We start from the raw sequence: 26,121 nt of genomic DNA on the forward strand, positions 1-26,121 counted from the left end.
TGCCATCATCCAGATGGAAGATTCGTTGTAGGGATCGCCCTACATGAATGACGCAAATGGAATGCTCATTCACTCGGGGCATCGGCCGCCACCCGCACGCGTGCAGGGCGAGCCTGGTGCCGCGATGGCCCCGGTGCAGGACGAGAAACCGTTGTCAGGCCGAGGGCTGTCGCAATCAGATCAGCTTGTGCGCCATGGCGTACTTCACCAGCTCAGCCAGCGAGTGGACTTGGAGCTTCTGCATCAGCCGCGCCTTGTGCGTGCTGATGGTCTTGCTCGACAGCGCCAGTTGCTGGGCGATGTCGTTGACGTTGGCGCCCTGGGCCAGGCGCTCGAACACGGAAAACTCCCGCTCGGACAACAGCGTGTGCAACGGCCGGGTTTCGGTCAGCCCCACTTCGAAGACCATGCGGTCGGCCAGCGCCGGGTCGATGTAGCGACCGCCACCGGCCACCCGGCGAATGGCGGTGAGCAGCAGCGCCGGGTCGCTGTCCTTGGTGGCATAACCCGCCGCCCCGGCCTTGAGCGCGCGTGCGGCCATCTGCGCTTCGTCGTGCATCGACAGCACCAGGATCGCCGGTGCGTTGGCCAATGCACGGATACGCGGGATCGCTTCCAGACCGCTGATACCCGGCATCGAGATGTCCACCAGCACCACGTCGCAGGGCGTGTGGCGCAAGGCATCGAGCAACTGCTCGCCATTGCCCGCCTCGCCCACCACCTGCAGGTCCTTGGCCAGGCCGATCAACTGCTTGATGCCTTCGCGCACGATGGTGTGGTCTTCGGCTACCAGCACTCGGATCACGCTGCTTCTCCTGTCATGAAAGGGGGACGGCCACGCTCAGGCTGGTGCCCTCGCCCGGCTCACTGTCCACGGTCACGCTGCCGCCGAGTATCAACACCCGCTCGCGCAGACCGACCAGACCGAACGAGGTAGGACGCGACTGTTCGGGCTCGAAACCGACGCCATCGTCGATCACCGTCATGCGCAGCAGGTCGCCGTCGCGCCTGAGCTCGATCTGCACGGTGTGCGCCTGGGCATGGCGCATGACGTTGGTCAGGGCTTCCTGAAGGATACGGAACAGGCCGGTGGCCTTGGCATCGCTCAAGGGTGGCAGATTATCCGGTACCTGCACCAGACAGGGAATCTGCGTACGTGCCTCGAAGCGTCGGGCCTGCCACTCGACGGCCGAGGCGATACCGGCATCGAGAATGGGCGGGCGCAACGCCGTGGCCACATCGCGCACCAGTTGGAACAGTTGGGCGATCGAGCGCTTCATGCTGGCCAGACGCTCGTGCAGGGCCGGGTCGAGATCGGCGAAGGCCAACTCGCACATCGACACTTCGAGCTTGAGCACGGTGAGCATCTGCCCCAGCTCGTCGTGGACCTCACGGGCGATGCGCGCTTTCTCTTCCTCGCGCACGCTCTCCAGGTGCGCCGCCAATTCACGCAGTTGCTCCTGGGAACTGGCCAGCGCCAGCTCGGCGCGCTTGCTCTGGGTGATGTCCCAGACGATACCGTCCCACACCACCCGCCCGTCGGCCTGGCGCCGGGCGCGGGCCTTGATGTCGGCCCAGCGCTCGGCGCCCTGGCGGGTGACCATGCGACCCTGCCAGGACCAGTCACGGTCGCTGGCCAATGCCAGGTTTTGCACGCGGTGATAGTCGGCGCGGTCATCGGGATGCACCAACGAGCGCAGCCCCATGTCCGGCTGCTGGATCTCGACCGGCGCGTAGCCGACCAGCGCCTGGCTGCCTTCGCTGATATAGGGAAACTCCGGCTCACCCTCGGCGGGATCGCGCTCCAGACGAAACACCAGTCCCGGCACGTTGCCGGCGATGCCCTTGAGCCGCGCCTCGCGCTCGCGCAGTTCGGCCAGGGCGCGACGGCGATCGGTGATGTCGGTGAGGTACACCACCAGGTACTCGGCGTCGCGAAAGCGCAGAAAGCTCAAGGACAACTCGACCGGGAGCAGGCGGCCATCGGCGCACCGGCACAGGCTCTCGAACGCCTGGGCGCCGCTGTCGCCGGTGCGCACGCGGTTCCACAATGCACGCCAGCGGTCCATGTCGAGGCTCGGTTCGATGTCGCCCAATGGCCGCTCCAGCAACTGCCCTTCACCCTGCCCAAGCATGCGTTCGGCGGCATGGTTGGCGTAGCGCACGTGGCTGTCCCAATGCACCCAGAGAATGCCCACGGTGCTCTGATCGATGGAGAACTGGCTCAGGCGTAGCGCCTCCTCACGGCCTTGGCGCTCCACCAGCGCCTCGCGCGCGGCCAGCAGTCCGCGCTCCAGACGTCGTTGCTGACGCCGTTGCAGGGCCAACGTCGCCAAGGCCCCCAGCAACAGCAAGCCCAACAGCAGCGCCAGGTTCTGCCAGAAACCTGCCGACTCGCTACCGCGTGGATACTGCGGCTGCAGCCAGCGCTGATGCAGTTGCTCCAGGGTCTTGGCCGGCAGCGCCTGCAGGCCGCGTTGCAACACCTCGGCCAGCAGTGGCCAGTCACGCCGCGAGCCGATGCGCAGCAACTGCGGCAGGCCGATATCGGCCACCACGGCCAGGTCGCTGAACTCGCTTTCGCGCGACAACCGGCTCAGTTGCGCTTCGTCCAGTACGGCAAAACGCGCCTGGCCGCTGAGCACCCGTTGCAGCGCCTCGCGGTCGTTGGCCACACCTTGCAGGTCGAGCCGAGGGTAATTACTGCGCAGGTAATCGGCCAGCACACCGGGCAAGCGCACCGCAACGCCGTCAGCGGCCCCGAGCTTCTCCAGATCCACCGCCCGCGTGCTGCCGCGCAGGCCCACCACAAGCTGCGGCACCCGCATGTAGGGGTCACTGAACAACCACAGGCGCAGGCTCGCCGGGGTCTGGGTGAGACCAGGCGCGAAGTCGATCTCGCCGATTTGCAGCGCATGCTCCAGGCCGGCCTGGTCCGGGTAGTTGCGCCAGGTGAGGTCCAGGTCCAGGGCACGTGCCAGCTCGCTGACCAACTCGACGTTGGCCCCGTACAGTTGCTGCAATCGACGGTCGAACTGCGCGTAGGGCGCCTGCAACACCAGGCCTACGCGCAGGTGGCGATGGCCATCGAGCCACTGCTGCTGTGCAGGCTCCAGTTGCGCCAGCGGCGTCGCCTCCTTGGCCAGCGCGATCAAGGGCAGGCACAACCAGCCGATAACCAACAGGCAACGCAATCGCTTCATCGGGGGCTCGTCCTGGCAATGATGGCCAACTGCGTGGCCGTCGCGGGCATTTACTATTAGGCTGCCGGTATATTCTGGCCTTGGGTTGATCCATGTTCACACTTTATCGCACGTCGCTGGCCCTGTTCTGCCTGGCTGCAACCCTTCCCCTGAGCGCTCACGCCGCTGAGGCCGAGACGCCGGCCGCCCCCGCCGAGGCCGCGGCGGTGCGTGCACCGCTGCTCGAGCGCAGCCAGGAAGATGCCCTGGCGCTGGAGCGCTTGGTGCCCAAGGCGCAGCAGCAGACCTTGCAGGCCGATGGCGAGAGCTTCCTGGCCCTGTGGAAACCCGCCAATGACAGCAACCCCAAAGGCGCGGTGATCATCGTGCCGGGTGCCGGCGAAAGCGCCGACTGGCCTGTCACCGTCGCACCGCTGCGCAATCGCTTTCCCGATGTCGGCTGGCACAGCCTGAGCGTCAGCCTGCCCGACCTGCTGGCCGACAGCCCGCAGCCGCGCGCGGCTGATACCCCCGCACCCGCGGCCAAGGACAAGGGCGAAGGCACCAGCGCCCCCGCCAAGGACACCCCGGACGACGCCAACGCCAATGTGGCCCAGGCGACCGCGCCCGATCCGGATACCGCCCAGGGCACCGACGCGGCGCAGGCCAGTGAACACAGCGACCAGGCCGATGCCGCGCGCATCTTCGCCCGCCTGGACGCTGCCGTGGCCTTCGCCCAGCAGCAGAACGCCCACAGCATCGTGATGATCGGTCATGGCAGCGGCGCGTACTGGGCGGCGCGCTATGTCAGCGAAAAGCAGCCACCGCAGGTGCAGAAGCTGGCGCTGATTTCCGCGCAGACACCGGCGCGGGTCGAGCACGACCTGGAAAGCCTGGTGCCAACGCTCAAGGTGCCGACTGCCGATATCTATTTCGTCACCCGTACCCGCGACCAGAACGCCGCCCAATTGCGCTTGCAGGCCAGCAAGCGCGAGAAGGACAGCCAGTACCGGCAACTCTCGCTGATCGCCATGCCGGGCGACCGCTCGGCAGAGCAGGAGCAATTGTTCCGTCGGGTGCGGGGCTGGATGATGCCGCAAGATCCACTAGAGGCACCTTGAGACACCACGGCCGCGGCGGACCGATCGCTCAGATCCCCCGCCGCGTGCGAATCAGCGCATAGGCCTGGTGCAGTTCGCGGGTCCGCTCGGTGGCTTCGCGCACCCGCGCCTCGCTCGCGCCGCTGCCCACCAGCTTGTCCGGGTGATGACGACTGACCAAACGTCGATAGGCCTGCTTGACCTGGTCCGCGTCGGTGTCGGGCTCGACCCCCAGTACGCGCAGGGCGGCGGCATAGGTCATCGCCCCGCTCGCCACCGCCGCACGGCTCGGCTCGTACTCCTGCGACAGCGCCTGCACCTGGGTGCGGGTCATGCCCAACTGCCGGCCCCAGTTGAGCAGCAGTTCGCGCTCATGATGCCCTGCCTTGCCATCGGCCCAGACCATGCGCCAACAGGCGCGCAATGCGCCTTCCGCACCGTGCGGCTGATGACCGATGCGGCGCAGGTAACGGTCCAGACGCCCCTTGCCCGCCTTGCCACGATTGAAGGCCGAAATGGCCCGCAGGCGGGCGGGTTCGCCAAGGTCCAGACGGGTCATTTCCTGCCGCGCCTGATGAATGTGCCCCTCGGCGACGCGCCCATCGCTCTTGGCCAACCGTCCCAGCAGCAGGAACAGCAATTCCTCGTCGCGCAGCGCCGGACGTCCGCCCAGACGCTCGCGCGCATCCTCCCACCCCTGTATGCGCAGACGCCGATCCATGGCCTGGCCCAGCAAGGCGCCCAACAGCGCGCCCGGAATACTGGCCACGGCAAAACCGGCCCCGGCACCGATCACTGTGCTCGGCCACCACATCTCAGGCACGCTCGCCGATCAAGCGCTCGACCTCGGCCAGGCGCTCGAGCGTACCGACATCCACCCACTGCCCCCGATAGTGCTCACCGGTCACCTGCCCGTCCGCCATCGCCCGACGCAGTAGCGGTGCCAGCTTGAAGGCGCCGGGCTGGCAGCCGTCGAACAGGTGCGGGTGCAGCAGCGACAGCCCGCTGAAGGTCAGGGTGCCTGGGCTGTCGTCACCGTCGAGCACATGCGCGCCGTCGAGGTGGAAATCGCCACGGCCGTGATGCCCGGGGTTATCCACCAGCACCAGGTGCGCCAGGCCCTGCAGCGGTTGGCGCAGGCGGGCGAAGTCGTAGTCGGTCCAGATATCGCCGTTGACCAGCAGGAACGGCGCCTCGCCCAGCAGCGGCAACGCCTTGAAGATACCGCCACCGGTCTCCAGCGGCTCGCCTTCGGGGGAGTACTGGATGTGCAGGCCGAAGCGGCTGCCATCACCCAAGTGATCTTCGATCTGCTGGCCCAGCCAGGCGTGATTGATCACCACCTCGGTGATGCCCGCGCTGGCCAGAGCCTGCAGGTGATACTCGATCAGCGGTTTGCCGGCTGCCGGCACCAGGGGCTTGGGGGTATGTAGGGTCAGCGGGCGCATGCGCTCGCCTTTGCCGGCCGCCAGGATCATCGCCTTCATGGGCGCGCTCCGCTGTCGAGTTCGGCCAGCAGTTCACCCAACTCCGCCAACTCCGGACGGCGAGCGATCACCTCGTGCAGGTAGGCGAAGAACCGTGGCACGTCGGCGAGGTAGCGCGGCTTGCCATCGCGGTGGCAGATGCGGGCGAAGATGCCGATCACTTTCAGGTGACGCTGAACGCCCATCAGATCGCTGGCGCGCTGGAAGTCGGCGAAGTCTGCCTGTACCGGGATGCCGGCCGCACGCGCCTGGTCCCAGTAGCGGCGCAACCAGGCGTCGACGCGGGCCTGGGGCCAACTGAGGAAAGCGTCCTTGAACAGGCAGGTGATGTCGTAGGTCACCGGACCGTAGACCGCATCCTGGAAGTCCAGTACGCCGGGGTTGGGGGTGCTGAGCATCAGGTTGCGCGGCATGTAGTCGCGGTGCACCAGCACCTTGGGCTGCGCCAGGGCACTGTCGATCAGCAGTTGGCTGATACGTTGCCAGCGGGCCTGCTGAGCGTCATCGAAGGCGGTGTTCAGCGCGTGGCCGACGTACCACTCGGGGAACAATGCCAGCTCGCGACGCAGCAGCGCCGTGTCATAGCTGGGCAGCGGTGCCTGCATCGGCAGGCGCTGCAAGGCCAGCAGCGCCTCGATGGCCGCGTCGAACAGCGCGTCGGCGTTGTCGCCGTCGATCACCTCCAGATAAGTCTGACGTCCCAGGTCACTCAGCAGCAGGAAGCCCCGTTCCAGGTCCTGGGCATGGATGACCGGCACGTTGACCTGGGCGCTGGACAGCAAGTGATCGATAGCGACGAACGGTGCGCAATTTTCCTGGGGCGGCGGCGCATCCATGACCACCAGACTGCGGCCGCCGCCTTCCCAGCGGAAGTAGCGGCGGAAGCTCGCGTCGCTGCTGGCGGCGGTCAGGCTACCGGTCGGCACCTCGCCCCAGGCGTTGTCGCGAAAAAGATTCTGTAACTGTCGTTCGAGCCACACAGTCAGCTGTTGCAGGCGTACATCATGATCGGGCATTACAAGGGTCTCCGACGGCCCCTAGCCGTCAAGCGGGTCATGCTTTATTATCCAGCATCTTTTTCAGACCATCGAGAGGCGTGCGGCCCCCACACGCGGGCAGATGGCACGCAGGAAGCCCGGACTAATAAGATGGCATTGAAATCCCCCGCGTTTCGTAGAAAGTTTCCGTTGCTGGTCACTGGCGGTCTGCTGGCCCTGCAACCTCTGGCCACCTCGTACGTGGTGGCTGCCGAGCAGTTCGACTGCCAAGTGTCCGCCGCCGGTGGTTGGGACTGCAAGCCCAAGACTGCAGCCAACACGCTGCCGCCGCGCCCTGTGCACGACGGTGCCGCGCTCAGTGGCGGCACCGAGGCCCAGACCGCCGAGGCGGCTGGCAGCAGTGCCGAAGCCAAGCCGGTGCTGGTCACCGAGAGCAAAGGCCGTGGCCTGAAGTCGCGCAGCGAGGACTACAGTCACTTGGACTGGGTGCCGCGTGACAAGCTCACGGCCGCCCAGTTGGCCGAGACTGGCCCCTATTGCGGCGGCGCCTATGTCGAGCCGACCCGTCCTGGCATGAACGACTCCACGCCCAAGGACGAATCGCCCACCTACATCAATGCCAAGGTCTCCAAGTACCAGCAGGAGCAGCAGATCGCTACCCTCGCTGGTGACGTGGTCATGCGCCAGGGCAGCATGCAGGCCCAGGCCGACGAGGCCAATCTGTACCAGGCCGAGAACCGAGGCGAGCTCAAGGGCAACGTGCGCATTCGCGACAACGGCACCCTGGTCGTCGGCGATCAGGCCGAGGTCCAGCTCGACACCGGCGCGGCCAAGATCGACAACGCCGAATACGTGATGCACAAGTCGCACATCCGCGGCAATGCGCTCTATGCCAAACGTGCCGAGAACGCCATCATCCGCCTCAAGGACGGTACCTATACCACCTGTGAGCCGGGCAGCAACGCATGGCAACTCAAGGGCAACAACATCACGCTCAACCCGGCCACCGGCTTTGGTACCGCGACCAACGCGACGCTGCGGATCAAGGACATTCCGGTCTTCTACACGCCGTACATCTATTTCCCGATCGACGACCGTCGCCAGTCCGGCTTCCTGCCGCCGTCGTTCAGCACCAGCAGCGATACCGGCTTCATGCTGGTCACGCCGTACTACTTCAACCTGGCGCCTAACTACGACGCCACCTTGTATCCGCGCTACATGGCCAAACGCGGCATGATGATGGAAGGCGAATTCCGCTACCTCACCAAGTCCAGCGAAGGTCAGTTCGGCGGCGCCTACCTCAACGACGAGAGCGACGACCGCAAGAAGCAGACGGACTACAAGAAAGAACGCTGGATGGTCAACTGGCAGCACAAGGGCGGTCTCGACGACCGCATCATGACCGAGGTGGACTACACCAACATCAGCGATCCGTTCTACTTCCAGGATCTGGAATCGGATCAGATCGGCATCGAGCGACGTGATTTCGTCAACCAGCAAGGCGCTGTCAACTATCGCGGCGATACCTTCACCGCACGATTGAACGTGCAGGCCTACGAGATGGCGACCATCTCGCAGATCACGCCGTATGACCGTCTGCCACAGATCACCGTGAACGGCATGCTGCCGTATCATCCGGCAGGTCTGGACTTCACTTACGACACCGAGGCTGTTCGGTTCGATCGTGATCTGAAGAACGATTTCGTGCGAGATAAAGATGGCTTTGCCGATATCAGCACCGGCTTCCCAGGCCGTCGCCTGGACGAAAACGTCACAGGTATCGCCCGTGCCAACGGCACTCGCTTGAATCTCGCGCCAGCCATGAGTTTGCCGATGGAAGCCAGCTACGGCTACATCACGCCCAAACTCAAGTACGCCTATACCAGCTACGATCTTGACCTTGATGGCAAAGGCAAAGCCGAAGCACTTGCTCAGTCGGCAAACCCTGCCTATGGCAGCTACAGCAGTTCGATCAACCGTGACATCCCGATCTTCAGTGTGGACAGCGGCCTGTACTTCGACCGCAACACCTCGATGTTCGGTACCAACTTCCGCCAGACCCTCGAGCCGCGACTGTTCTACCTCTACGTCCCGAACAAGGACCAGAAGGACATCCCGCTGTTCGACACCAGCGAAACGCTGTTCAGCTACGATTCGCTGTTCCGCGACAACCGCTTCAGTGGCGTAGACCGCATCGGCGACGAGAACAAGCTGTCGCTGGGCGTGACCACCCGCTGGATCGAAGACAACGGCTTCGAGCGTCAACGCTTCAGCATCGGCCAGGCCTACTACTTCGAAGACCGCAAGGTTCAGTTGCCAGGCATCAACTATCGCGAGCGCGATGACGCCAAGGCCAATGTGTCACCGTACGCCTTGGTCTATCAGTACGCATTCAACCGCGACTGGCGCTTCAACTCGGACTTCAACTGGGATCCGGACAGCCGCAGCACCCGCTCGGGCAGCGCGATGTTCCACTACCAGCCCGAAGACAACCCGAACAAGGTGGTCAACCTCGGCTATCGCTATCGCAACGACACCATTGCCTACGACTCGCTCACCGGCACATGGAAAGTGGGCGGCGGTGACTACGGCACTCCAGGCCAGCCGAACTACATCAAGGACTACTACAAGATCCAGCAGCACGACTTCTCGGTCATCTGGCCGCTGGTCCCGCAGTGGAGCGTCATTGCACGCTGGCAGCACGACTACAACCGCAACCGTACCCTGGAAGCCATGGGCGGTTTCGAGTACGACAGTTGCTGCTGGAAAGTCCGCCTGATCAACCGCTACTGGCTCGATATCGATGATTTCAGCCAGGCACTGCCGACCAACGAAAAAGGCGACCATGGCGTATTCCTGCAGATCGTCCTCAAAGGCCTCGGCGGCGTCGTCGGCAACAAGGTCGAATCGTTCCTGGACAAAGGCATTCAAGGTTACCGTACCCGTGAAGAGCAAGCTTATTGATCGTCTGCGCCCGCTGATGCTGGGCGCCGTAATGCTGAGCGGTGCGGTGTATGCCGCGCCACAGCCCCTGGACCGTGTGGTGGCCATCGTCGACAACGACGTGGTCATGCAGAGCCAACTGGACCAACGCGTCCACGAAGTGCAGCAGACCATCGCCAAACGCGGCGGTGGTGTGCCACCGGCCAGCGCCCTGCAGCAGCAAGTGCTCGAGCGCTTGATCGTCGAGAACCTGCAACTGCAGATCGGCGAACGCTCCGGCATTCGCATCACCGACGAGGAACTCAACCAGGCCATCGGCACCATCGCCCAGCGCAATGGCATGTCACTGGATCAATTCCGTGCAGCCCTGGCCCACGACGGTCTGTCGTTCGATGACGCCCGCGAGCAGGTCAAACGCGAGATGATCATCAGCCGCGTTCGCCAGCGTCGCGTGGCCGAGCGCATCCAGGTCTCCGAGCAGGAAGTGAAGAACTTCCTCAACTCCGACCTGGGCAAGATGCAGATGTCGGAAGAGTACCGCCTGGCCAACATCCTCATCCCAACCCCGGAAAGCGCCAACTCCGACGCGATCCAGGCCGCTGCGCGCCAGGCCGGTGACGTCTACCAGCAACTGCGCAAGGGTGCGGACTTCGGCCAATTGGCCATCGCCCGTTCGGCCAGCGAGAATGCCCTGGAAGGCGGCGAGATGGGCTGGCGTAAAGCCGGTCAATTGCCACCTGACTTCGCCAAGATGCTCAGCAGCATGTCGATTGGCGACATCACCCAGCCGATTCGTATCCCCAATGGCTTCATCATCCTCAAGCTCGAGGAAAAGCGTGGCGGCAGCGAAAGCGTGCTGCGTGACGAAGTCCATGTGCGCCATATCCTGATCAAGCCGAGCGAAATCCGTAGCGACGCCGCGACCGAGCAACTGGCTCAGCGCATCTACGATCGCATCCAGAATGGCGAAGACTTCGCCGAGCTGGCGAAGAGCTTCTCGGAAGATCCGGGCTCCGCGCTCAACGGCGGCGACCTCAACTGGGTCGATCCGAACAGCCTGGTGCCGGAATTCCGCGAGCAGATGGCCAATGCCCAGCAAGGTGTGGTCACCAAGCCGTTCAAGACCCAATACGGCTGGCACGTGCTGGAAGTGCTGGGCCGCCGCGCCACCGACAGCACCGAGCAGGCGCGTGAGCAGCAAGCGCTGAGCGTGCTGCGCAACCGCAAGTATGACGAAGAGCTGCAAAGCTGGCTGCGTCAGATCCGCGACGAAGCCTACGTTGAGATCAAGCTGCCTGGCGCCGAACAGGCCGCGCAGTGAAACCCCTGCGCTTCGCCGTCACGCCTGGCGAGCCCGCAGGCATAGGTCCCGACCTGTGCCTGCTGCTCGCCGCAGAGCAGCAACCCCATCCCATGATCGCCATCACCAGCCGTGACCTGCTCCTGACGCGGGCCGCGCAACTGGGGCTGGCGATCAGTTTGCTCGAGGTCTCGCCACACGCCTGGCCTGACGAACCCGCTCCGGCGGGTAGCCTGTACGTCTGGGACACGCCGTTGGCGGCGCCCGTGCAACCCGGTCAGCTCGATGCGCGCAACGCCGCCTTCGTGTTGCATACCCTGACCCGCGCGGGCCAAGGCTGCCTGGATGGCGATTTCGCCGGCATGATCACCGCCCCAGTGCATAAGGGCGTGATCAATGAAAGCGGCATTGCATTCTCCGGACACACCGAATTCCTTGCCGAACTCACCCACACCGCCCAGGTCGTGATGATGCTGGCTACCCACGGCCTGCGCGTGGCCCTGGTGACCACTCATTTGCCGCTGCGTGACGTCGCCGAGGCCATCACGGCCGAGCGTCTGGAGCGTGTCACACGCATCCTGCACGCCGATCTGCGGGACAAGTTCGGCATCGCCACGCCCCGCATTCTGGTCTGCGGCCTCAATCCGCATGCCGGCGAAGGCGGCCACCTCGGCCGCGAAGAAATCGACATCATCGAGCCCGCACTCGAGCGCCTGCGCGCCGAGGGCATGGACCTGCGCGGTCCATTGCCGGCCGACACCCTCTTTACCCCCAAATATCTGGAGCATTGCGACGCAGTGCTGGCGATGTACCACGACCAGGGCCTGCCCGTACTCAAGTACAAAGGCTTCGGCGCCGCCGTCAACGTCACCCTGGGGCTGCCGATCATCCGCACCTCGGTGGACCACGGCACCGCCCTGGACCTGGCCGGCAGCGGCAAGGTCGACACCGGCAGCTTGCGCGTCGCCCTGCACACCGCCTACCAGATGGCCGAGAACCGACCATGAACGAGCATTACCAACACCGGGCGCGCAAGCGCTTCGGTCAGAACTTTCTGCACGACGCTGGCATCATCGACCGCATCCTGCGCGCCATTCACGCCAAGGCGGGCGAGCACCTGCTGGAAATCGGTCCAGGCCAAGGCGCACTCACCGAAGGATTGCTGGGCAGCGGCGCGCAACTCGACGTCGTCGAGCTGGACAAAGACCTGGTGCCCATCCTGCAACACAAGTTCGCTGGCCGTGACAACTTCCGCCTGCACCAGGGCGACGCGCTGAAATTCGACTTCAATACCCTGGGCGTTCCACCGCGCAGCCTCAAGGTAGTCGGCAACCTGCCCTACAACATCTCCACCCCACTGATTTTCCACCTGCTGGCGCACGCCGGTCTGATCCGCGACATGCACTTCATGCTGCAGAAGGAAGTGGTCGAGCGCATGGCGGCCGGTCCCGGTGGCGGTGATTGGGGTCGTCTGTCGATCATGGTCCAGTACCACTGCCGCGTTGAGCACTTGTTCAATGTCGGCCCCGGCGCATTCAACCCACCGCCGAAAGTGGACTCGGCAATCGTGCGTCTGGTCCCACACGAAGTGCTGCCGCATCCGGCCAAGGATCCAGCACTGCTCGAACGCGTAGTCCGCGAAGCGTTCAACCAGCGCCGCAAAACCCTGCGCAATACCCTCAAAGGTCTGCTCGACAGCCAAGCCATCGAGGCGGCAGGCGTCGACGGCAGCCTGCGCCCTGAACAGCTCGACCTGGCGGCCTTCGTGCGCCTGGCCGATCAATTGGCGGCGCAGCAAGGCTGATCGCCTTGCTCGTGGCGCGTGCCTGATCGCGTCCCGAACACGCCCATGATAGGCACGGCCAGCCCGCACCGCTGGCCCTCTGACCTCGCAATGGCCTAGACTGCGACAATCGCGTTAATGCTCCGTTCGCCAAGGCCCTTGCATGTCCGACCCCCGCTATCAGATCGACGTCAGCGTCGTCACCCGCTTCCTCAAAGACCAGTCAGACCCCGAAAACAACCGGTTCGCCTTCGCCTATACCATCACGGTGGCAAACAACGGCACACTCAAGGCCAAGCTCACCGCACGCCATTGGTTGATCACCAACGGTGACGGCGAAGTCGAAGAAGTGCGCGGCGACGGCGTGGTCGGCCAGCAGCCAGTCATCGCGCCTGGGCAGAGCCACACTTATAGCAGCGGAGCGGTCATCAGCACGCGTGTCGGCACCATGCAGGGCAGCTACCAGATGTTCGCCGAAGATGGCACACGCTTCGACGCACCCATCGCGCCCTTCCGTCTGGCGGTGCCCGGGGCGCTGCACTGATGGCTACTTATGCCGTCGGCGATCTTCAAGGGTGCCTGAAACCGCTCAAGTGCCTGCTCGAACAGGTGCGTTTCAATCCAGCGAGCGACCGCCTGTGGTTGGTGGGTGACCTGGTCAACCGTGGCCCGGAATCGCTCGAGACCCTGCGCTACCTCTATTCGATACGGGATTCGCTGGTCTGTGTGCTGGGCAATCACGACCTGCACCTGCTCGCCGCCTGGCACAACCCCGAGCGCTTGAAGAAGAGCGACACGCTGCGCGAAATCGTCGAGGCACCCGATGCCGATGCGCTGCTCGGCTGGCTGCGCCGGCAGAAGCTGCTGCATTACGACGAAGCACGCGGTATCGCCATGGCCCACGCCGGCATCCCGCCCCAATGGACCTTGGGCAAGGCGCTGGAGTTGGCAGCAGAGGTCGAGCAGGTGCTGCGCGACGACAACCGGCTCCAGCCTTACCTGGACGGGATGTACGGCAACGAGCCGAACAAGTGGAGCAAGGACCTGACCGGCATCGAACGGTTGCGGGTGATCACCAACTACTTCACCCGCATGCGTTTCTGCACCGCCACCGGCAAGCTCGACCTCAAGAGCAAGGAAGGCCTGGACAGCGCACCGAAAGGCTACAAAGCCTGGTATGCACACAAGAACCGTCGCTCGCGGCATGTGAAGATCATCTTCGGGCACTGGGCAGCCCTCGAAGGGCGGGTGGACACACCCGACATCATCGCGCTGGACACCGGCTGCGTCTGGGGCGGTGCCATGACCCTGTACAACCTCGACAGCGGGGCGTATCACCGCTGCGCCTGCACCGACGAAGGGGACGTCCGCGTCACCTGCGAACCGACTAGAATCGACGATCGAACCTGAAGGAAAGCGTACCCATGAGCGAATTCAAGCGCATCCCCCCGGAGCAGGCCCTGGCCCTGCGCGAGCAAGGGGCCGTGGTGGTCGACATTCGTGACGCCGCCGCCTATGCCGCCGGCCATGTCACCGGTGCCCGCCACCTGGACAACCATTCGGTGGCCGATTTCATCCGCCAAGCGGACCTGGATGCGCCGACGCTGGTGGTCTGCTATCACGGCAACTCCAGCCAGAGCGCGGCCGCCTACCTGGTGGGCCAAGGATTTTCCGACGTCTACAGCGTCGACGGCGGCTTCGAGTTGTGGCGTGCCACCTTCCCAGGTGAAACCGAGCAAAGCCAACCCGAATAATTTTTTCATCTGCTCTGTAGCCCGCGCGCTCTGCGGGCTTGCGCCCCACCTGACGAACGGTCGCAGGCAACTTCTTGCCACCACGACCTTGACCTTGCCGATTACCAACTATCCTTAAGCCCAGGCCATCCAAATCAGGGGAGAGCCGGTACACCGGCGTGCGGGTCATCGGTAGCGTTTCAGGGTGTTCTGGGGGGTACAAGGCATTCGGCGAAAGCCGCTTGCATGCCAGCATCAGCTGACTGATCCGGCGTCGTCTCCACGTATCGAGCGAGGTGACGTCATGAGCATTTTTAGCCACTTCCAACAACGTTTCGAGTCCACCCGCCAGGAAGAACTTTCGCTGCAGGAGTACCTCGAGCTGTGCAAAGAGGATCGCAGTGCCTACGCCTCGGCGGCTGAACGGCTGTTGCTGGCCATCGGCGAACCGGAGCTGATCGACACCTCCACCAACTCCAGGCTGTCGCGGATCTTTTCCAACAAAGTGATCCGTCGCTACCCGGCCTTTGCCGACTTCCATGGCATGGAAGAGTGCATCGACCAGATCGTTTCCTACTTCCGCCATGCGGCCCAAGGCCTGGAAGAGAAGAAGCAGATCCTCTACTTGCTGGGCCCGGTCGGTGGCGGTAAATCGTCCCTGGCCGAAAAACTCAAGCAGTTGATCGAGAAAGTCCCCTTCTATGCCATCAAGGGGTCACCGGTCTTCGAAACACCGCTGGGCTTGTTCAATGCCAACGAAGATGGCGACATCCTCCAGGAAGAATTCGGCATTCCAAAGCGTTACCTGAACACCATCATGTCGCCGTGGGCAACCAAGCGTCTGCAGGAGTTCGGCGGCGACATCAGCAAGTTCAAGGTGGTCAAGCTGTATCCCTCGATCCTCAACCAGATCGCCGTCGCCAAGACCGAGCCGGGTGACGAGAACAACCAGGACATCTCGGCCCTGGTGGGTAAAGTGGATATCCGCAAACTCGAAGAATTCCCGCAGAACGACGCCGATGCCTACAGCTATTCGGGCGCGTTGTGCCGCGCCAACCAGGGCCTGATGGAATTCGTCGAGATGTTCAAGGCGCCGATCAAGGTCTTGCACCCTTTGCTGACCGCCACCCAGGAAGGCAACTACAACAGCACCGAGGGTCTGGGCGCGATCCCCTACTCCGGTATCTTGCTGGCCCACTCCAACGAATCGGAGTGGCACACCTTCCGCAACAACAAGAACAACGAAGCCTTCATTGACCGGATTTACATCGTCAAGGTGCCCTACTGCCTGCGTGTCAGCGACGAGATCCGCATCTACGACAAGCTGCTGGTCAACAGCTCGCTGGCCAAGGCCCATTGCGCGCCGGACACGCTCAAGATGCTGGCCCAGTTCACCGTGCTGTCGCGCTTGAAAGAGCCGGAAAACTCCAACATCTATTCGAAGATGCGTGTCTACGACGGTGAGAATCTCAAGGACACCGATCCCAAGGCCAAGTCGATTCAGGAGTACCGTGACAGCGCGGGCGTCGACGAAGGCATGAATGGACTCTCCACGCGCTTCGCGTTCAAGATCCTGTCGAAAGTGTTCAACTTCGATCCCCATGAAGTGGCCGCCAACCCCGTGCACCTGCTGTATGTCCTCGAACAACAGATCGAGCAGGAGCAGTTCCCTGCAGAAGTTCGCGAGCGCTACCTGCGCTACCTGAAAGAGTACCTGGCGCCGCGCTACATCGAGTTCATCGGCAAGGAAATCCAGACGGCCTACCTGGAGTCTTACAGCGAGTACGGCCAGAACATCTTCGATCGCTATGTGCTGTACGCCGACTTCTGGATTCAGGACCAAGAGTACCGCGACCCGGAAACCGGCGAGATCCTCAACCGCATCGCGCTCAACGAAGAACTGGAGAAGATCGAGAAACCGGCGGGCATCAGCAACCCGAAAGATTTCCGCAACGAGATCGTCAACTTCGTGCTGCGTGCGCGTGCCAACAACAACGGCAAGAACCCGAGCTGGCTGAGCTACGAAAAACTGCGGGTGGTGATCGAGAAGAAAATGTTCTCCAACACCGAGGATCTGCTGCCAGTCATCAGTTTCAACGCCAAGGCCAGCAAGGAAGACCAGAAGAAGCACAACGACTTCGTCACCCGGATGGTGGAACGTGGCTACACCGACAAGCAGGTTCGCCTGTTGTCGGAATGGTACCTGCGGGTCAGGAAATCGCAATAAAGCGACCAGTCGTCTGCCGTAAGCTGCGAGCGGTCGCGTAGCCCCTCAGGGGCTGCGCGTCGGCTTGCGGTGATGGTGGCTGCGTTGTCTAGCAGCTTGACGCTCGAAGCTTGCAGCTGCGCTTAGCGGAGGCCCCATGAGCTACGTGATCGACCGACGCCTGAACGGCAAGAACAAGAGCACGGTGAACCGGCAGCGCTTTCTGCGCCGCTACCGTGAGCACATCAAGAAGGCGGTCGAAGAGGCCGTGAGCCGCCGCTCCATCACGGACATGGAGCATGGCGAGCAGATCAGTATTCCCGGTCGCGACATCGACGAACCGGTGCTGCATCACGGTCGCGGCGGCAAACAGACCGTCGTCCATCCAGGCAACAAGGAATTCACCGCCGGTGAACACATCGCCCGCCCTCAGGGCGGCGGCGGTGGAGGCGGCAAAGCCAAGGCCGGCAACTCCGGCGAAGGCATGGACGAGTTCGTCTTCCAGATCACCCAGGAAGAGTTTCTCGAGTTCATGTTCGAGGACCTCGAATTGCCAAATCTGGTGAAACGTCACCTGACCGGCGCCGACACCTTCAAGACCGTGCGTGCAGGCATCGCCAGCGAAGGCAATCCGTCACGCATCAACATCGTACGTACCCTGCGTTCGGCCCATGCCCGCCGCATCGCCCTGACCGGCAGCAGCCGCGCGCTGTTGCGGGTGGCGCAGAAAGAGCTGGAGCGGTTGAGGGTCGAAGAGCCCGCCAACTTCACCGACATTCAGGAAGTGGAAGCCGAGATCGTCCGGCTCAAGGCACGCATCAACCGACTGCCCTTCCTCGACACTTTCGACTTGAAGTACAACCTGCTGGTCAAACAGCCCAACCCCAGTTCCAAGGCGGTGATGTTCTGCCTGATGGACGTCTCCGGCTCCATGACCCAGGCGACCAAGGACATCGCCAAGCGCTTCTTCATCCTTTTGTACCTGTTCCTCAAGCGCAACTACGATCGCATCGAAGTGGTGTTCATCCGCCATCACACCAGCGCCCGCGAGGTGGACGAAGAGGAGTTCTTCTATTCCCGCGAAACCGGCGGCACCATCGTGTCCAGTGCATTGAAACTGATGCAGGAAATCATGGCCGAGCGTTATCCGGCCAGCGACTGGAACATCTACGCGGCCCAGGCGTCCGACGGCGACAACTGGAACGACGACTCCCCCATCTGCCGCGACATTCTCACCCGCCAGATCATGCCGCATGTGCAGTACTACACTTACGTCGAGATCACCCCTCGCGAGCACCAGGCGTTGTGGTACGAGTACGAGCGCATCGGCGACGCCTTCCCGGACACCTTCGCCCAGCAACAGTTGGTTTCGGCCGGTGACATCTATCCGGTCTTCCGTGAACTCTTCCAGCGCAGGTTAGCCACATGACCGCCAGAGCACAGCGACGCCAACCCATTTCCACCGGCTCGGAGTGGACCTTCGAGCTGATCCAGACCTACGACCGGGAGATCGGTCGGCTGGCCGAGCGCTATGCGCTGGACACCTATCCCAACCAGATCGAAGTGATCACGGCCGAGCAGATGATGGACGCCTATGCCTCGGTCGGCATGCCACTGGGCTATCACCATTGGTCCTACGGCAAGCAGTTCCTGAGCACTGAAAAATCCTATAGCCGTGGTCAGATGGGTCTGGCTTACGAAATCGTGATCAACTCCGACCCTTGCATCGCCTATCTGATGGAAGAGAACACCATCTGCATGCAGGCGCTGGTGATCGCCCACGCCTGCTATGGGCACAACAGCTTCTTCAAGGGCAACTACCTGTTCCGCACCTGGACAGACGCCAGTTCGATCATCGACTACCTGGTCTTCGCCAAGCAGTACATCGCCCAGTGCGAGGAGCGTCACGGCATCGATGCCGTGGAAGACTTGATCGACTCTTGTCATGCACTGATGAACTACGGCGTGGACCGCTACAAGCGCCCCTACCCCATCTCGGCGGAGGAAGAGCGCCGTCGCCAGAAAGAGCGTGAAGAGCACCTGCAGCGGCAGATCAACGACCTGTGGCGCACGATTCCCAAAAGTGCGGATAAAGCCGGGGATCGTGACGATGCCCGCTTCCCGGCCGAACCCCAGGAGAACATCCTCTATTTCATCGAAAAACACGCACCCCTGCTCGAGCCTTGGCAACGCGAAGTGGTGCGAATCGTGCGCAAGATCGCCCAGTACTTCTACCCACAACGCCAGACCCAGGTGATGAACGAAGGCTGGGCGACCTTCTGGCACTACACCTTGATGAACGACCTGTACGACGAAGGCCTGGTCACCGACGGCTTCATGATGGAATTCCTGCAATCGCATACCAGTGTGGTGTTCCAGCCCGGCTACGACAGCCCCTATTACAACGGCATCAATCCCTACGCCCTGGGCTTTGCCATGTACACCGACATCCGGCGCATGTGCGAGCACCCCACCGAAGAAGACCGCCGCTGGTTCCCGGACATCGCGGGAAGCGACTGGCTGTCGACCCTCAAATTCGCCATGACCAGCTTCAAGGACGAGAGCTTCATCCTGCAGTACCTCTCGCCCAAGGTGATCCGCGATCTCAAGCTGTTCAGTATTCTCGATGACGATCAACGCGATGACTTGCTGGTGCCGGCCATCCACGACGAGGCCGGATACCGCCTGATCCGCGAACAACTGGCCGCGCAGTACAACCTCGGCAACCGTGAGCCCAACGTGCAAATCTGGAGCATCGATCGACGCGGCGATCGCTCGCTGACCCTGCGCCATCAACAGCACAATCGCAAACCTCTGGGTGAATCCACCGACGAGGTGCTCAAGCACCTGCACCGTCTGTGGGGTTTCGACATCCACCTGGAGACCGTGCAGGGCGACAAAGTGGTCAAAACCCACCATATGCCGCCTCGCGGCGAGCATGGCGAGACGGGCGACTACAGTCGTTCGGACATGTCGGTGATTCACCACCTCTAGCCTCGGACGACTGCCGACAGGGTATGCTGTCGGCTGTCATGGAGGCTGTATATGCACATCTACAAAGTTGGCGGCGCCGTACGCGACCGCCTGCTCGGGCGCCCGGTCAGCGATGTTGACTGGCTGGTGGTCGGCGCCACGGTCGAGGACATGCACGCCCAGGGCTTCCGCCCGGTCGGCGCCGATTTCCCCGTGTTCATCCACCCGAAAACCGGCGAGGAATACGCCCTGGCGCGCACCGAGCGCAAGAGCGGTCGTGGCTACGGCGGCTTCACCTTTCACGCCAGCCCAGAGGTGACACTCGAAGAAGACCTCATCCGTCGCGACCTGACCATCAATGCCATGGCCGAAGACGCGCAGGGCAATCTGCTGGATCCCTACAACGGAAAGGCGGATCTGGAAAACCGCATTCTTCGTCACGTTTCACCGGCGTTCGCCGAAGATCCCCTGCGCGTACTGCGCGTCGCCCGGTTCGCTGCCCGCTATGCGTCGCTGGGCTTCAACGTCGCTGACGACACGCTGGCGCTGATGCGGCAGCTCAGCGTCAGCGGGGAACTACAGGCACTGACAGCCGAGCGGGCGTGGAAGGAAATCGAACGGGCGCTGATGGAAAGCCAACCTCAGGTGTTCATCGAGGTGCTGCGCGATTGCGGCGCGCTGCATGAGTTGATGCCAGAGCTCGATGGCTCCAGCCAGGCGCTCGCTCCGTTGCGTCAAGCGGCCGAGCACGACCAGTCGCTGCCGGTGCGCTGGTCCTGCCTGATGCTGGCCATCCACGACACCACGCAGATCAATGCCGTGAACCAGCGTTTCAAGGCACCACGCGACTGCCAGGAATTGGCGGGGTTGGTGGGTGACTGCCTGCCGCTGGCCGACCGCGCGCGCGAACTCGAACCTTCAGCGCTGCTGGCGTTGCTGCAGAAATTCGATGTATACCGCCGGCCGCAGCGCTTCGAGGAGTTCATCGCGGCGTGCCAGATGGCAGCCTTCGCCCGTGGCGCGCGCACCTATGCACAAGCCGACTATCTGCGCGGCGCGGCATCGAAGGCACGGGGCGTGGATGTGAAACCGCTGGTGGCCAGAGGGCTGACCGGGCAGGCATTGGGTGAGGCGCTCAAGGCGGAGCGGCTGCACGTGCTGGCCCAGCACAAAGCCACTGCGCCTTGCGCATAGCCGCTAGGCGCCGCTTGGCGTCAACTGCAACCCGCGCCACTCGAACGGCACCGGCGCCAGCACCTGCTGAATGTCAGCCTCACGCCAAAGTTGCGCCATGACCTTGCCCTGCCCCGGATGCACCAGATCAGGCGCCAGCAGCGACAGCGGCCAGAGCACGAACGCATTCTTCAGGATCTCGGCGCGTGGCAGTACCAGGCCATCGAAGGTGCCGTTCAGGTCATCGAACATCAGCACATCGATATCCAGCGGCAAGCCTTTTCGGTCCGGCGCATAGCGGCCGTTGTCGGCTTCGATGAACTTGAGTCGGCGGTCCAGTTCCAGCAATGGCATGTCGGTCTGACCGCTGACCACCAGATTGAAAAACGGCCCGCTCTTGATGCCCACGGCTTGGCTTTCGAACACTGCCGAGCAGCGCATGTCACTCAGGATGCCGGCCAGCGCGTCGAGCCCCGCGCACAGATGGCGCTCGCGCTCGGTGTTGCTGCCCAGGCCTAGATAAACGGTGCTCAGAGACATCCGCGCTCGATCTCCACACCTACGCCACCTCGCGCCGCCGGTACGGCTCCGGGCTTGGTCAGCTTCAGTCGCATCCAGGGGATGTCGAACTCGGCCATCAGCGTTGCCACCAGGCGCTCGGCAAAGGTTTCCACCAACTCGAAGCGCGACTGCTCGGCGAACGCCTGGATACGCGCCGAGACACTGGCGTAGTCGAGCGCCAGGCTGAGGTCGTCACCGGCTGCGGCGGGACGGTTGTCCCAGGCAAAACTCAGGTCCAGGCGCAGGCACTGGCGAATGTCGCGCTCCCAGTCGTAGGCGCCGATGACCGTATCGACCTCCAGCCCTTCGATGAACACTCTGTCCAAGCACTTCTCTCCACAGCACGACAAGGGCGACGGGCGCCGTTAGAATCAGGGCGTCCCCGCCCGGAATAGTTAGCATGTTTTGGTTACTGGCGCTGCTCGCCTACCTGCTCGGCTCGCTGTCCTTCGCCATCGTCCTGAGCCGCCTCGGCGGCCACCCGGACCCGCGTTTCAGCGGATCAGGCAACGCCGGTGCGACCAACATGCTGCGCCTGGCAGGGCGCAAGCTGGCCATCCTCACCCTGCTCGGCGACCTGTGCAAGGGTTTGCTGCCCGTGCTGTTGGCCGACTTCGTCGGCCTGAGCCTGCAAGACCAAGCCTGGATCGGCCTGTGCGCGGTGCTCGGCCACCTGTTTCCGCTGTACTTCCGTTTCAAGGGCGGCAAGGGCGTAGCCACTGCCGCCGGCATGCTCATGGGCTTGTATTTTCCCGCGGCGCTACTGGCGGTGGCAGCCTGGCTGCTGACCTTCTACCTGACCCGTACCAGCTCGCTGGCCGCGCTGATCGCCACACCCTTGACCCTGCCCCTGCTGGCCTGGCGCGAGCCTGCGGCGCTGCTGCCGATGAGCGTGCTCACCGTGCTGATCGTCTGGCGCCACCGCAACAACCTGCGCGACCTGTTCGCCGGACGCGAGCGCCACTTCTGAGCCCCGCCGTCAAAGCGGCGGCAGTTGCTCCATCGGCCAGCGCGCCTGCACGCTGATCGCCAGATCCTGCTGCTGGCCCGCCAATAGCCGCTGGCACCCAGCGTAGGCAATCATCGCGCCGTTATCGGTGCAGAACTTCGCACGTGCGTAGTACACATTGCCGCCCATGCTGGCCAACATGCCTTCGAGCGAGGTGCGCAACGCCTTGTTCGCACTCACGCCGCCAGCGATGACCAGGCGCTTGAGGCCAGTCTGCTTGAGCGCACGCTTGCACTTGATGGTCAGAGTCTCCACCACCGCCTGCTGGAACGCCAGCGACAGGTCGCAACGGGTTTGCTCGCTGTCGTCCCCGGCATTGCGGCACTGCTGCCAGGTATTGAGGGCGAAGGTCTTGAGGCCGCTGAAACTGAATTCCAGGCCCGGACGATCGGTCATGGGCCGAGGGAACACGAAACGTCCGGGGGTGCCCTGCTCAGCCAGGCGGGCGATTTCGGGACCACCCGGATAATTCAGGCCGATCAGCTTGGCGGTCTTGTCGAACGCTTCGCCGGCAGCGTCATCCAGGCTTTCACCCAAGAGCGCGTATTGGCCAATGCCATCGACCTGCACCAACTGCGTGTGACCGCCGGACACCAACAAGGCGACGAACGGAAACTGCGGCGGCTGCTCTTCGAGCATGGGCGCCAGCAGGTGACCTTCCATGTGATGGACACCGATGGCCGGAATGTCCCAGGCGAACGCCAGCGCCTGCGCACAGGACGCGCCCACCAGCAGCGCACCGACCAGGCCGGGGCCGGCGGTGTAGGCGATGGCGTCGATATCCTGGGCAACCTTGCCGGCCTCATCGAGCACTTCACGAATCAGCGGCAGCATGCGCTTGACGTGGTCGCGCGAGGCGAGCTCGGGCACCACGCCGCCGTAGACGCGGTGCAGGTCGATCTGGCTGAACAGCGCATCGGCCAACAGGCCGCGTTCGCTGTCGTATAATGCGACGCCAGTTTCGTCGCAGGATGTTTCCAATCCCAGTACTAGCATGGGTCCGTGCCTTGTGGAGGCTGAATGCGAAGCCGCGCATTCTAGTCGCCGTACCCAGTGCCGACCAGCGGTTTTCGATCAGAGGCTTTGCATTCCGCCACACTAAGGGTTAACATCCGCAACCCTTGAAAACTGACGTTCTCCAGCACACCTTTGTTTTGCCAGGAGCACGTCCACCCCGGTAATGAATTAAGGTAGCCCTGGATGCCAGCCGTCAAAGTTAAAGAGAACGAACCCTTCGACGTAGCTCTGCGTCGTTTCAAGCGCTCCTGCGAAAAAGCCGGTGTATTGGCTGAAGTTCGTAGCCGCGAGTTTTACGAAAAGCCGACCGCCGAGCGTAAGCGCAAAGCCGCTGCTGCCGTGAAGCGTCACGCCAAGAAAGTCCAGCGCGAACAGCGCCGCGCCGTTCGTCTGTACTAATACAGACGTTCTACGCAAGGCTTCTGCCCAGCCCGGCCTCGTGCCGGGCTAATGGCAGTTGTAGCTGCAAATCCCAAGCCCTGTGCTTCGGGCGCCCAGACTCCGGTCAGCGGGCATCTATTCAGCGCTTCACCCTCGAACGCCCGATGCGGCAGGTGAACCGCGCACTCGCATCTCCTTTGCTGCACTTCTGCGATTAGACTTGCCGTAGCCAGATAACGAGACTGCCATGGCCGGGCTGATTCCCCAGAGCTTCATCGATGATCTTCTCAACCGCACCGACATCGTCGAGGTGGTGAGTTCGCGCATCCAGCTGAAGAAGACCGGCAAGAATCATTCGGCCTGCTGTCCGTTCCACAAGGAAAAGACCCCGTCCTTCACCGTCAGCCCCGACAAGCAGTTCTACTACTGCTTCGGCTGCGGCGCCGGGGGCAACGCCTTGGGCTTCATCATGGACCACGACAACCTGGAGTTTCCCCAGGCGGTCGAGGAACTGGCCCGCGCCGCGGGCATGGAAGTACCCCGCGAGGAGGGCCGACGCGGACAAAAGCCGCGCCAGCCCACCGACTCGCCTCTGTATCCGCTGCTCGAAGCCGCGGCCGAGTTCTATCGCCAGGCCTTGCGCAATCATCCGACGCGCAAGGCGGCAGTCGAATACCTCAAAGGCCGAGGCCTGTCCGGGGAAATCGCCCGTGATTTCGGCCTGGGCTTCGCGCCGCCGGGCTGGGACAACCTGTTCAAGCACCTGGGCGCGGACACCCTGCAGCAAAAAGTCATGATCGACGCCGGCTTGCTCATCGAGAACGCCGAAAGTGGCAAGCGCTACGACCGCTTCCGTGACCGGGTGATGTTCCCCATCCGCGACAGCCGCGGCCGCGTGATCGCCTTCGGTGGTCGGGTGCTGGGCGACGACAAGCCCAAGTACCTGAACTCACCGGAAACCCCGGTGTTCCACAAGGGCCAGGAACTCTACGGGCTGTACGAGGCACGCAAGCACAACCGCAATCTCGACGAAATCATCGTGGTCGAGGGATATATGGACGTCATCGCCCTGGCCCAGCAAGGCTTGCGCAATGCCGTAGCAACCCTCGGCACCGCCACCAGCGAGGAGCACCTCAAGCGCCTGTTTCGCGTGGTGCCCAACGTACTGTTCTGCTTCGACGGCGACCAGGCCGGACGAAAAGCTGCCTGGCGCGCCTTGGAAGCCGCACTGCCAACACTTCAGGATGGCCGCCGCGCGCGCTTCCTGTTCCTGCCCGAGGGCGAAGACCCGGACACCCTGGTACGCGCCGAAGGCACCGATGCCTTCCAGGCGCGAATCCACCAGCATGCGCAACCGCTCGCCGACTACTTCTTCGAGCAACTGAGCAACGAAGCCGACCCGCGGTCACTGGAAGGCAAGGCGCACATGGCGACCTTGGCTGCACCGTTGATCGAAAAAATTCCGGGCGCCAATTTGCGTCAGTTGATGCGCAACAGGCTGAAGGAAATTACCGGCCTGGACATGCAGCAAATGGAGCAACTGGCCCAGCAGCCGGCAGCCCCCAACGTACCGGACTACGATCCAGGCTATGACTACGACGCCATGGCCAGCTATACCCCGGACTTTTCCGAACAGCACTACGACTATGGCCAGGCGCAGCCCGAACAGCGGCCCTGGACGCCCCCCAAGGGGGGCTCGAAAAAGCCCTGGGAGGGCAAAGGCAAGCCCTGGGACAAGCAGCGCAAAGGCGGCAGAGGCTGGCAGCGCGATGAGGCTCCGCCACGCACCCCAGCCCCCGTGGAACCCCCGGCTCTCGCGGCCTTGCGCACTTTACTGCACTACCCGCTGCTGGCCGGCAAGGTGGAAGATGCCAGCCATTTCGCTGCCGAGGAACACCTCTACAGCCAGCTGTTGGTGGCCTTGATCGAAGCCGTGCAGAAAAATCCTGGTCTAAGCTCGATGCAGTTGATCGCTCGCTGGCACGGCACCGACCAAGGCCGCCTTTTACGGGCACTGGCGGAGAAGGAATGGCTCATCGATGCCGATAACCTTGAACAACAGTTTTTCGACACCATTACTAGCTTGTCTGCTCGCCAGCGCGAGCGAAGCCTGGAACATCTGCTCAGGAAAGCACGTCAAAGTGAGCTGAGCGGCGAGGAAAAATCGCAGCTTCTCGCCCTTTTGAGCAGGAATGTTCCCGCACAAACCCCGACCTCATCTGGCGCGTGAGGTCCATGCTCGGGTATAATCCTCGGCTTGTTTTTTGCCCGCCAA

23 protein-coding genes are annotated in these 26,121 nt (G+C 63.1%); 15 read left to right on the top strand and 8 right to left on the bottom strand.

Annotated elements, in window-relative coordinates; all coding sequences use genetic code 11:
* Nucleotides 1–175 precede the first annotated feature (175 nt).
* Together Q7C30_RS06185 and Q7C30_RS06190 are read right to left on the bottom strand one after the other, a co-directional pair.
* Nucleotides 176–805, bottom strand: a complete 630-nt coding sequence (locus tag Q7C30_RS06185) for a response regulator transcription factor (RefSeq protein ID WP_039581131.1) — start codon at nt 803–805, stop codon at nt 176–178.
* A 13-nt stretch (nt 806–818) separates the two neighbouring features.
* Nucleotides 819–3,203 carry a transporter substrate-binding domain-containing protein gene (locus Q7C30_RS06190; RefSeq protein ID WP_317871004.1) on the bottom strand — a complete coding sequence of 795 codons (2,385 nt, stop codon included), beginning with the start codon at nt 3,201–3,203 and terminating at the stop codon, nt 819–821.
* 92 nt (nt 3,204–3,295) lie between these two features.
* Here Q7C30_RS06190 and Q7C30_RS06195 point away from each other — a divergent pair, with 92 nt between their 5' ends.
* Nucleotides 3,296–4,303: an alpha/beta hydrolase family protein gene (locus Q7C30_RS06195; protein ID WP_317871005.1), complete on the top strand. Its 1,008-nt coding sequence runs from the start codon at nt 3,296–3,298 to the stop codon at nt 4,301–4,303.
* 28 nt (nt 4,304–4,331) lie between these two features.
* On the opposite strand, the gene Q7C30_RS06200 is transcribed toward Q7C30_RS06195, so the two are convergent.
* Genes Q7C30_RS06200 through Q7C30_RS06210 form a run of 3 tightly spaced genes read right to left on the bottom strand, consistent with a single transcriptional unit; the run spans nt 4,332 to nt 6,785 of the window.
* Nucleotides 4,332–5,096 carry a TerB family tellurite resistance protein gene (locus tag Q7C30_RS06200; protein ID WP_039581138.1) on the bottom strand — a complete coding sequence of 255 codons (765 nt, stop codon included), beginning with the start codon at nt 5,094–5,096 and terminating at the stop codon, nt 4,332–4,334.
* Between the two features lies 1 nt (nt 5,097).
* Nucleotides 5,098–5,769: an N-acetylmuramate alpha-1-phosphate uridylyltransferase MurU gene (gene murU / locus Q7C30_RS06205; RefSeq protein ID WP_317871006.1), complete on the bottom strand. Its 672-nt coding sequence runs from the start codon at nt 5,767–5,769 to the stop codon at nt 5,098–5,100.
* A complete protein-coding gene (locus Q7C30_RS06210) occupies nt 5,766–6,785 on the bottom strand; it encodes a phosphotransferase (protein ID WP_317871007.1) in 1,020 nt (339 codons plus the stop codon). Before Q7C30_RS06210 ends, murU begins: the two co-directional genes overlap by 4 nt.
* A gap of 132 nt (nt 6,786–6,917) precedes the next feature.
* On the opposite strand from Q7C30_RS06210, the gene Q7C30_RS06215 reads away from it, so the two are divergent.
* The 11 genes from Q7C30_RS06215 to Q7C30_RS06265 all read left to right on the top strand — a co-directional run bounded on the left by Q7C30_RS06215 (nt 6,918) and on the right by Q7C30_RS06265 (nt 20,899).
* On the top strand, nt 6,918–9,731 hold the full coding sequence (locus Q7C30_RS06215; RefSeq protein ID WP_317871008.1) for an LPS-assembly protein LptD: 2,814 nt from the start codon (nt 6,918–6,920) through the stop codon (nt 9,729–9,731).
* The gene (gene surA, locus Q7C30_RS06220) at nt 9,712–11,031 is read left to right on the top strand and encodes a peptidylprolyl isomerase SurA (RefSeq protein WP_039581146.1); all 1,320 of its coding nucleotides are present in this window, start codon (nt 9,712–9,714) and stop codon (nt 11,029–11,031) included. The genes Q7C30_RS06215 and surA overlap by 20 nt, the downstream gene beginning before the upstream one ends.
* On the top strand, nt 11,028–12,017 hold the full coding sequence (pdxA, locus tag Q7C30_RS06225; protein ID WP_317871009.1) for a 4-hydroxythreonine-4-phosphate dehydrogenase PdxA: 990 nt from the start codon (nt 11,028–11,030) through the stop codon (nt 12,015–12,017). The genes surA and pdxA overlap by 4 nt, the downstream gene beginning before the upstream one ends.
* On the top strand, nt 12,014–12,814 hold the full coding sequence (rsmA, locus tag Q7C30_RS06230; protein WP_029614045.1) for a 16S rRNA (adenine(1518)-N(6)/adenine(1519)-N(6))-dimethyltransferase RsmA: 801 nt from the start codon (nt 12,014–12,016) through the stop codon (nt 12,812–12,814). The genes pdxA and rsmA overlap by 4 nt, the downstream gene beginning before the upstream one ends.
* A gap of 142 nt (nt 12,815–12,956) precedes the next feature.
* Entirely contained in the window at nt 12,957–13,337 is a 381-nt protein-coding gene (gene apaG / locus Q7C30_RS06235) for a Co2+/Mg2+ efflux protein ApaG (protein ID WP_317871010.1), read from the top strand.
* On the top strand, nt 13,337–14,203 hold the full coding sequence (locus tag Q7C30_RS06240; RefSeq protein WP_317871011.1) for a symmetrical bis(5'-nucleosyl)-tetraphosphatase: 867 nt from the start codon (nt 13,337–13,339) through the stop codon (nt 14,201–14,203). The genes apaG and Q7C30_RS06240 overlap by 1 nt, the downstream gene beginning before the upstream one ends.
* Before the next feature lie 14 nt (nt 14,204–14,217).
* Nucleotides 14,218–14,547, top strand: a complete 330-nt coding sequence (gene glpE / locus Q7C30_RS06245) for a thiosulfate sulfurtransferase GlpE (RefSeq protein WP_029614042.1) — start codon at nt 14,218–14,220, stop codon at nt 14,545–14,547.
* A gap of 283 nt (nt 14,548–14,830) precedes the next feature.
* Nucleotides 14,831–16,753, top strand: coding sequence for a PrkA family serine protein kinase (locus tag Q7C30_RS06250; RefSeq protein WP_039581151.1), 1,923 nt, complete (start codon nt 14,831–14,833; stop codon nt 16,751–16,753).
* A 136-nt stretch (nt 16,754–16,889) separates the two neighbouring features.
* Nucleotides 16,890–18,161 (top strand): YeaH/YhbH family protein, encoded by a 1,272-nt coding sequence (locus Q7C30_RS06255; protein ID WP_317871012.1) that lies wholly within the window; start codon nt 16,890–16,892, stop codon nt 18,159–18,161.
* Nucleotides 18,158–19,726 carry a SpoVR family protein gene (locus Q7C30_RS06260; RefSeq protein WP_039581156.1) on the top strand — a complete coding sequence of 523 codons (1,569 nt, stop codon included), beginning with the start codon at nt 18,158–18,160 and terminating at the stop codon, nt 19,724–19,726. Before Q7C30_RS06255 ends, Q7C30_RS06260 begins: the two co-directional genes overlap by 4 nt.
* 51 nt (nt 19,727–19,777) lie before the next feature.
* Nucleotides 19,778–20,899, top strand: a complete 1,122-nt coding sequence (locus Q7C30_RS06265; protein ID WP_317871013.1) for a multifunctional CCA addition/repair protein — start codon at nt 19,778–19,780, stop codon at nt 20,897–20,899.
* A 3-nt stretch (nt 20,900–20,902) separates the two neighbouring features.
* On the opposite strand, the gene folK is transcribed toward Q7C30_RS06265, so the two are convergent.
* Both folK and folB read right to left on the bottom strand, forming a co-directional pair.
* Nucleotides 20,903–21,418, bottom strand: a complete 516-nt coding sequence (gene folK / locus Q7C30_RS06270; RefSeq protein ID WP_029614038.1) for a 2-amino-4-hydroxy-6-hydroxymethyldihydropteridine diphosphokinase — start codon at nt 21,416–21,418, stop codon at nt 20,903–20,905.
* Nucleotides 21,409–21,765, bottom strand: coding sequence for a dihydroneopterin aldolase (gene folB / locus Q7C30_RS06275; RefSeq protein WP_317871014.1), 357 nt, complete (start codon nt 21,763–21,765; stop codon nt 21,409–21,411). Before folB ends, folK begins: the two co-directional genes overlap by 10 nt.
* 74 nt (nt 21,766–21,839) lie before the next feature.
* On the opposite strand from folB, the gene plsY reads away from it, so the two are divergent.
* Nucleotides 21,840–22,409 carry a glycerol-3-phosphate 1-O-acyltransferase PlsY gene (gene plsY, locus Q7C30_RS06280; RefSeq protein WP_039581162.1) on the top strand — a complete coding sequence of 190 codons (570 nt, stop codon included), beginning with the start codon at nt 21,840–21,842 and terminating at the stop codon, nt 22,407–22,409.
* A gap of 9 nt (nt 22,410–22,418) precedes the next feature.
* Here the strand turns inward: plsY and tsaD are convergent, their stop codons facing one another.
* The gene (gene tsaD, locus Q7C30_RS06285; RefSeq protein ID WP_039581164.1) at nt 22,419–23,444 is read right to left on the bottom strand and encodes a tRNA (adenosine(37)-N6)-threonylcarbamoyltransferase complex transferase subunit TsaD; all 1,026 of its coding nucleotides are present in this window, start codon (nt 23,442–23,444) and stop codon (nt 22,419–22,421) included.
* Nucleotides 23,445–23,648: 204 nt separating this feature from the next.
* On the opposite strand from tsaD, the gene rpsU reads away from it, so the two are divergent.
* A complete protein-coding gene (rpsU, locus tag Q7C30_RS06290; RefSeq protein ID WP_003255575.1) occupies nt 23,649–23,864 on the top strand; it encodes a 30S ribosomal protein S21 in 216 nt (71 codons plus the stop codon).
* Nucleotides 23,865–24,093: 229 nt separating this feature from the next.
* Nucleotides 24,094–26,076 carry a DNA primase gene (dnaG, locus tag Q7C30_RS06295; RefSeq protein WP_317871015.1) on the top strand — a complete coding sequence of 661 codons (1,983 nt, stop codon included), beginning with the start codon at nt 24,094–24,096 and terminating at the stop codon, nt 26,074–26,076.
* The last annotated feature ends 45 nt before the right edge of the window (nt 26,077–26,121 follow it).

It is taken from the genome of Pseudomonas sp. RAC1 (assembly GCF_030658255.1).
GTDB lineage: Bacteria > Pseudomonadota > Gammaproteobacteria > Pseudomonadales > Pseudomonadaceae > Aquipseudomonas > Aquipseudomonas boreofloridensis.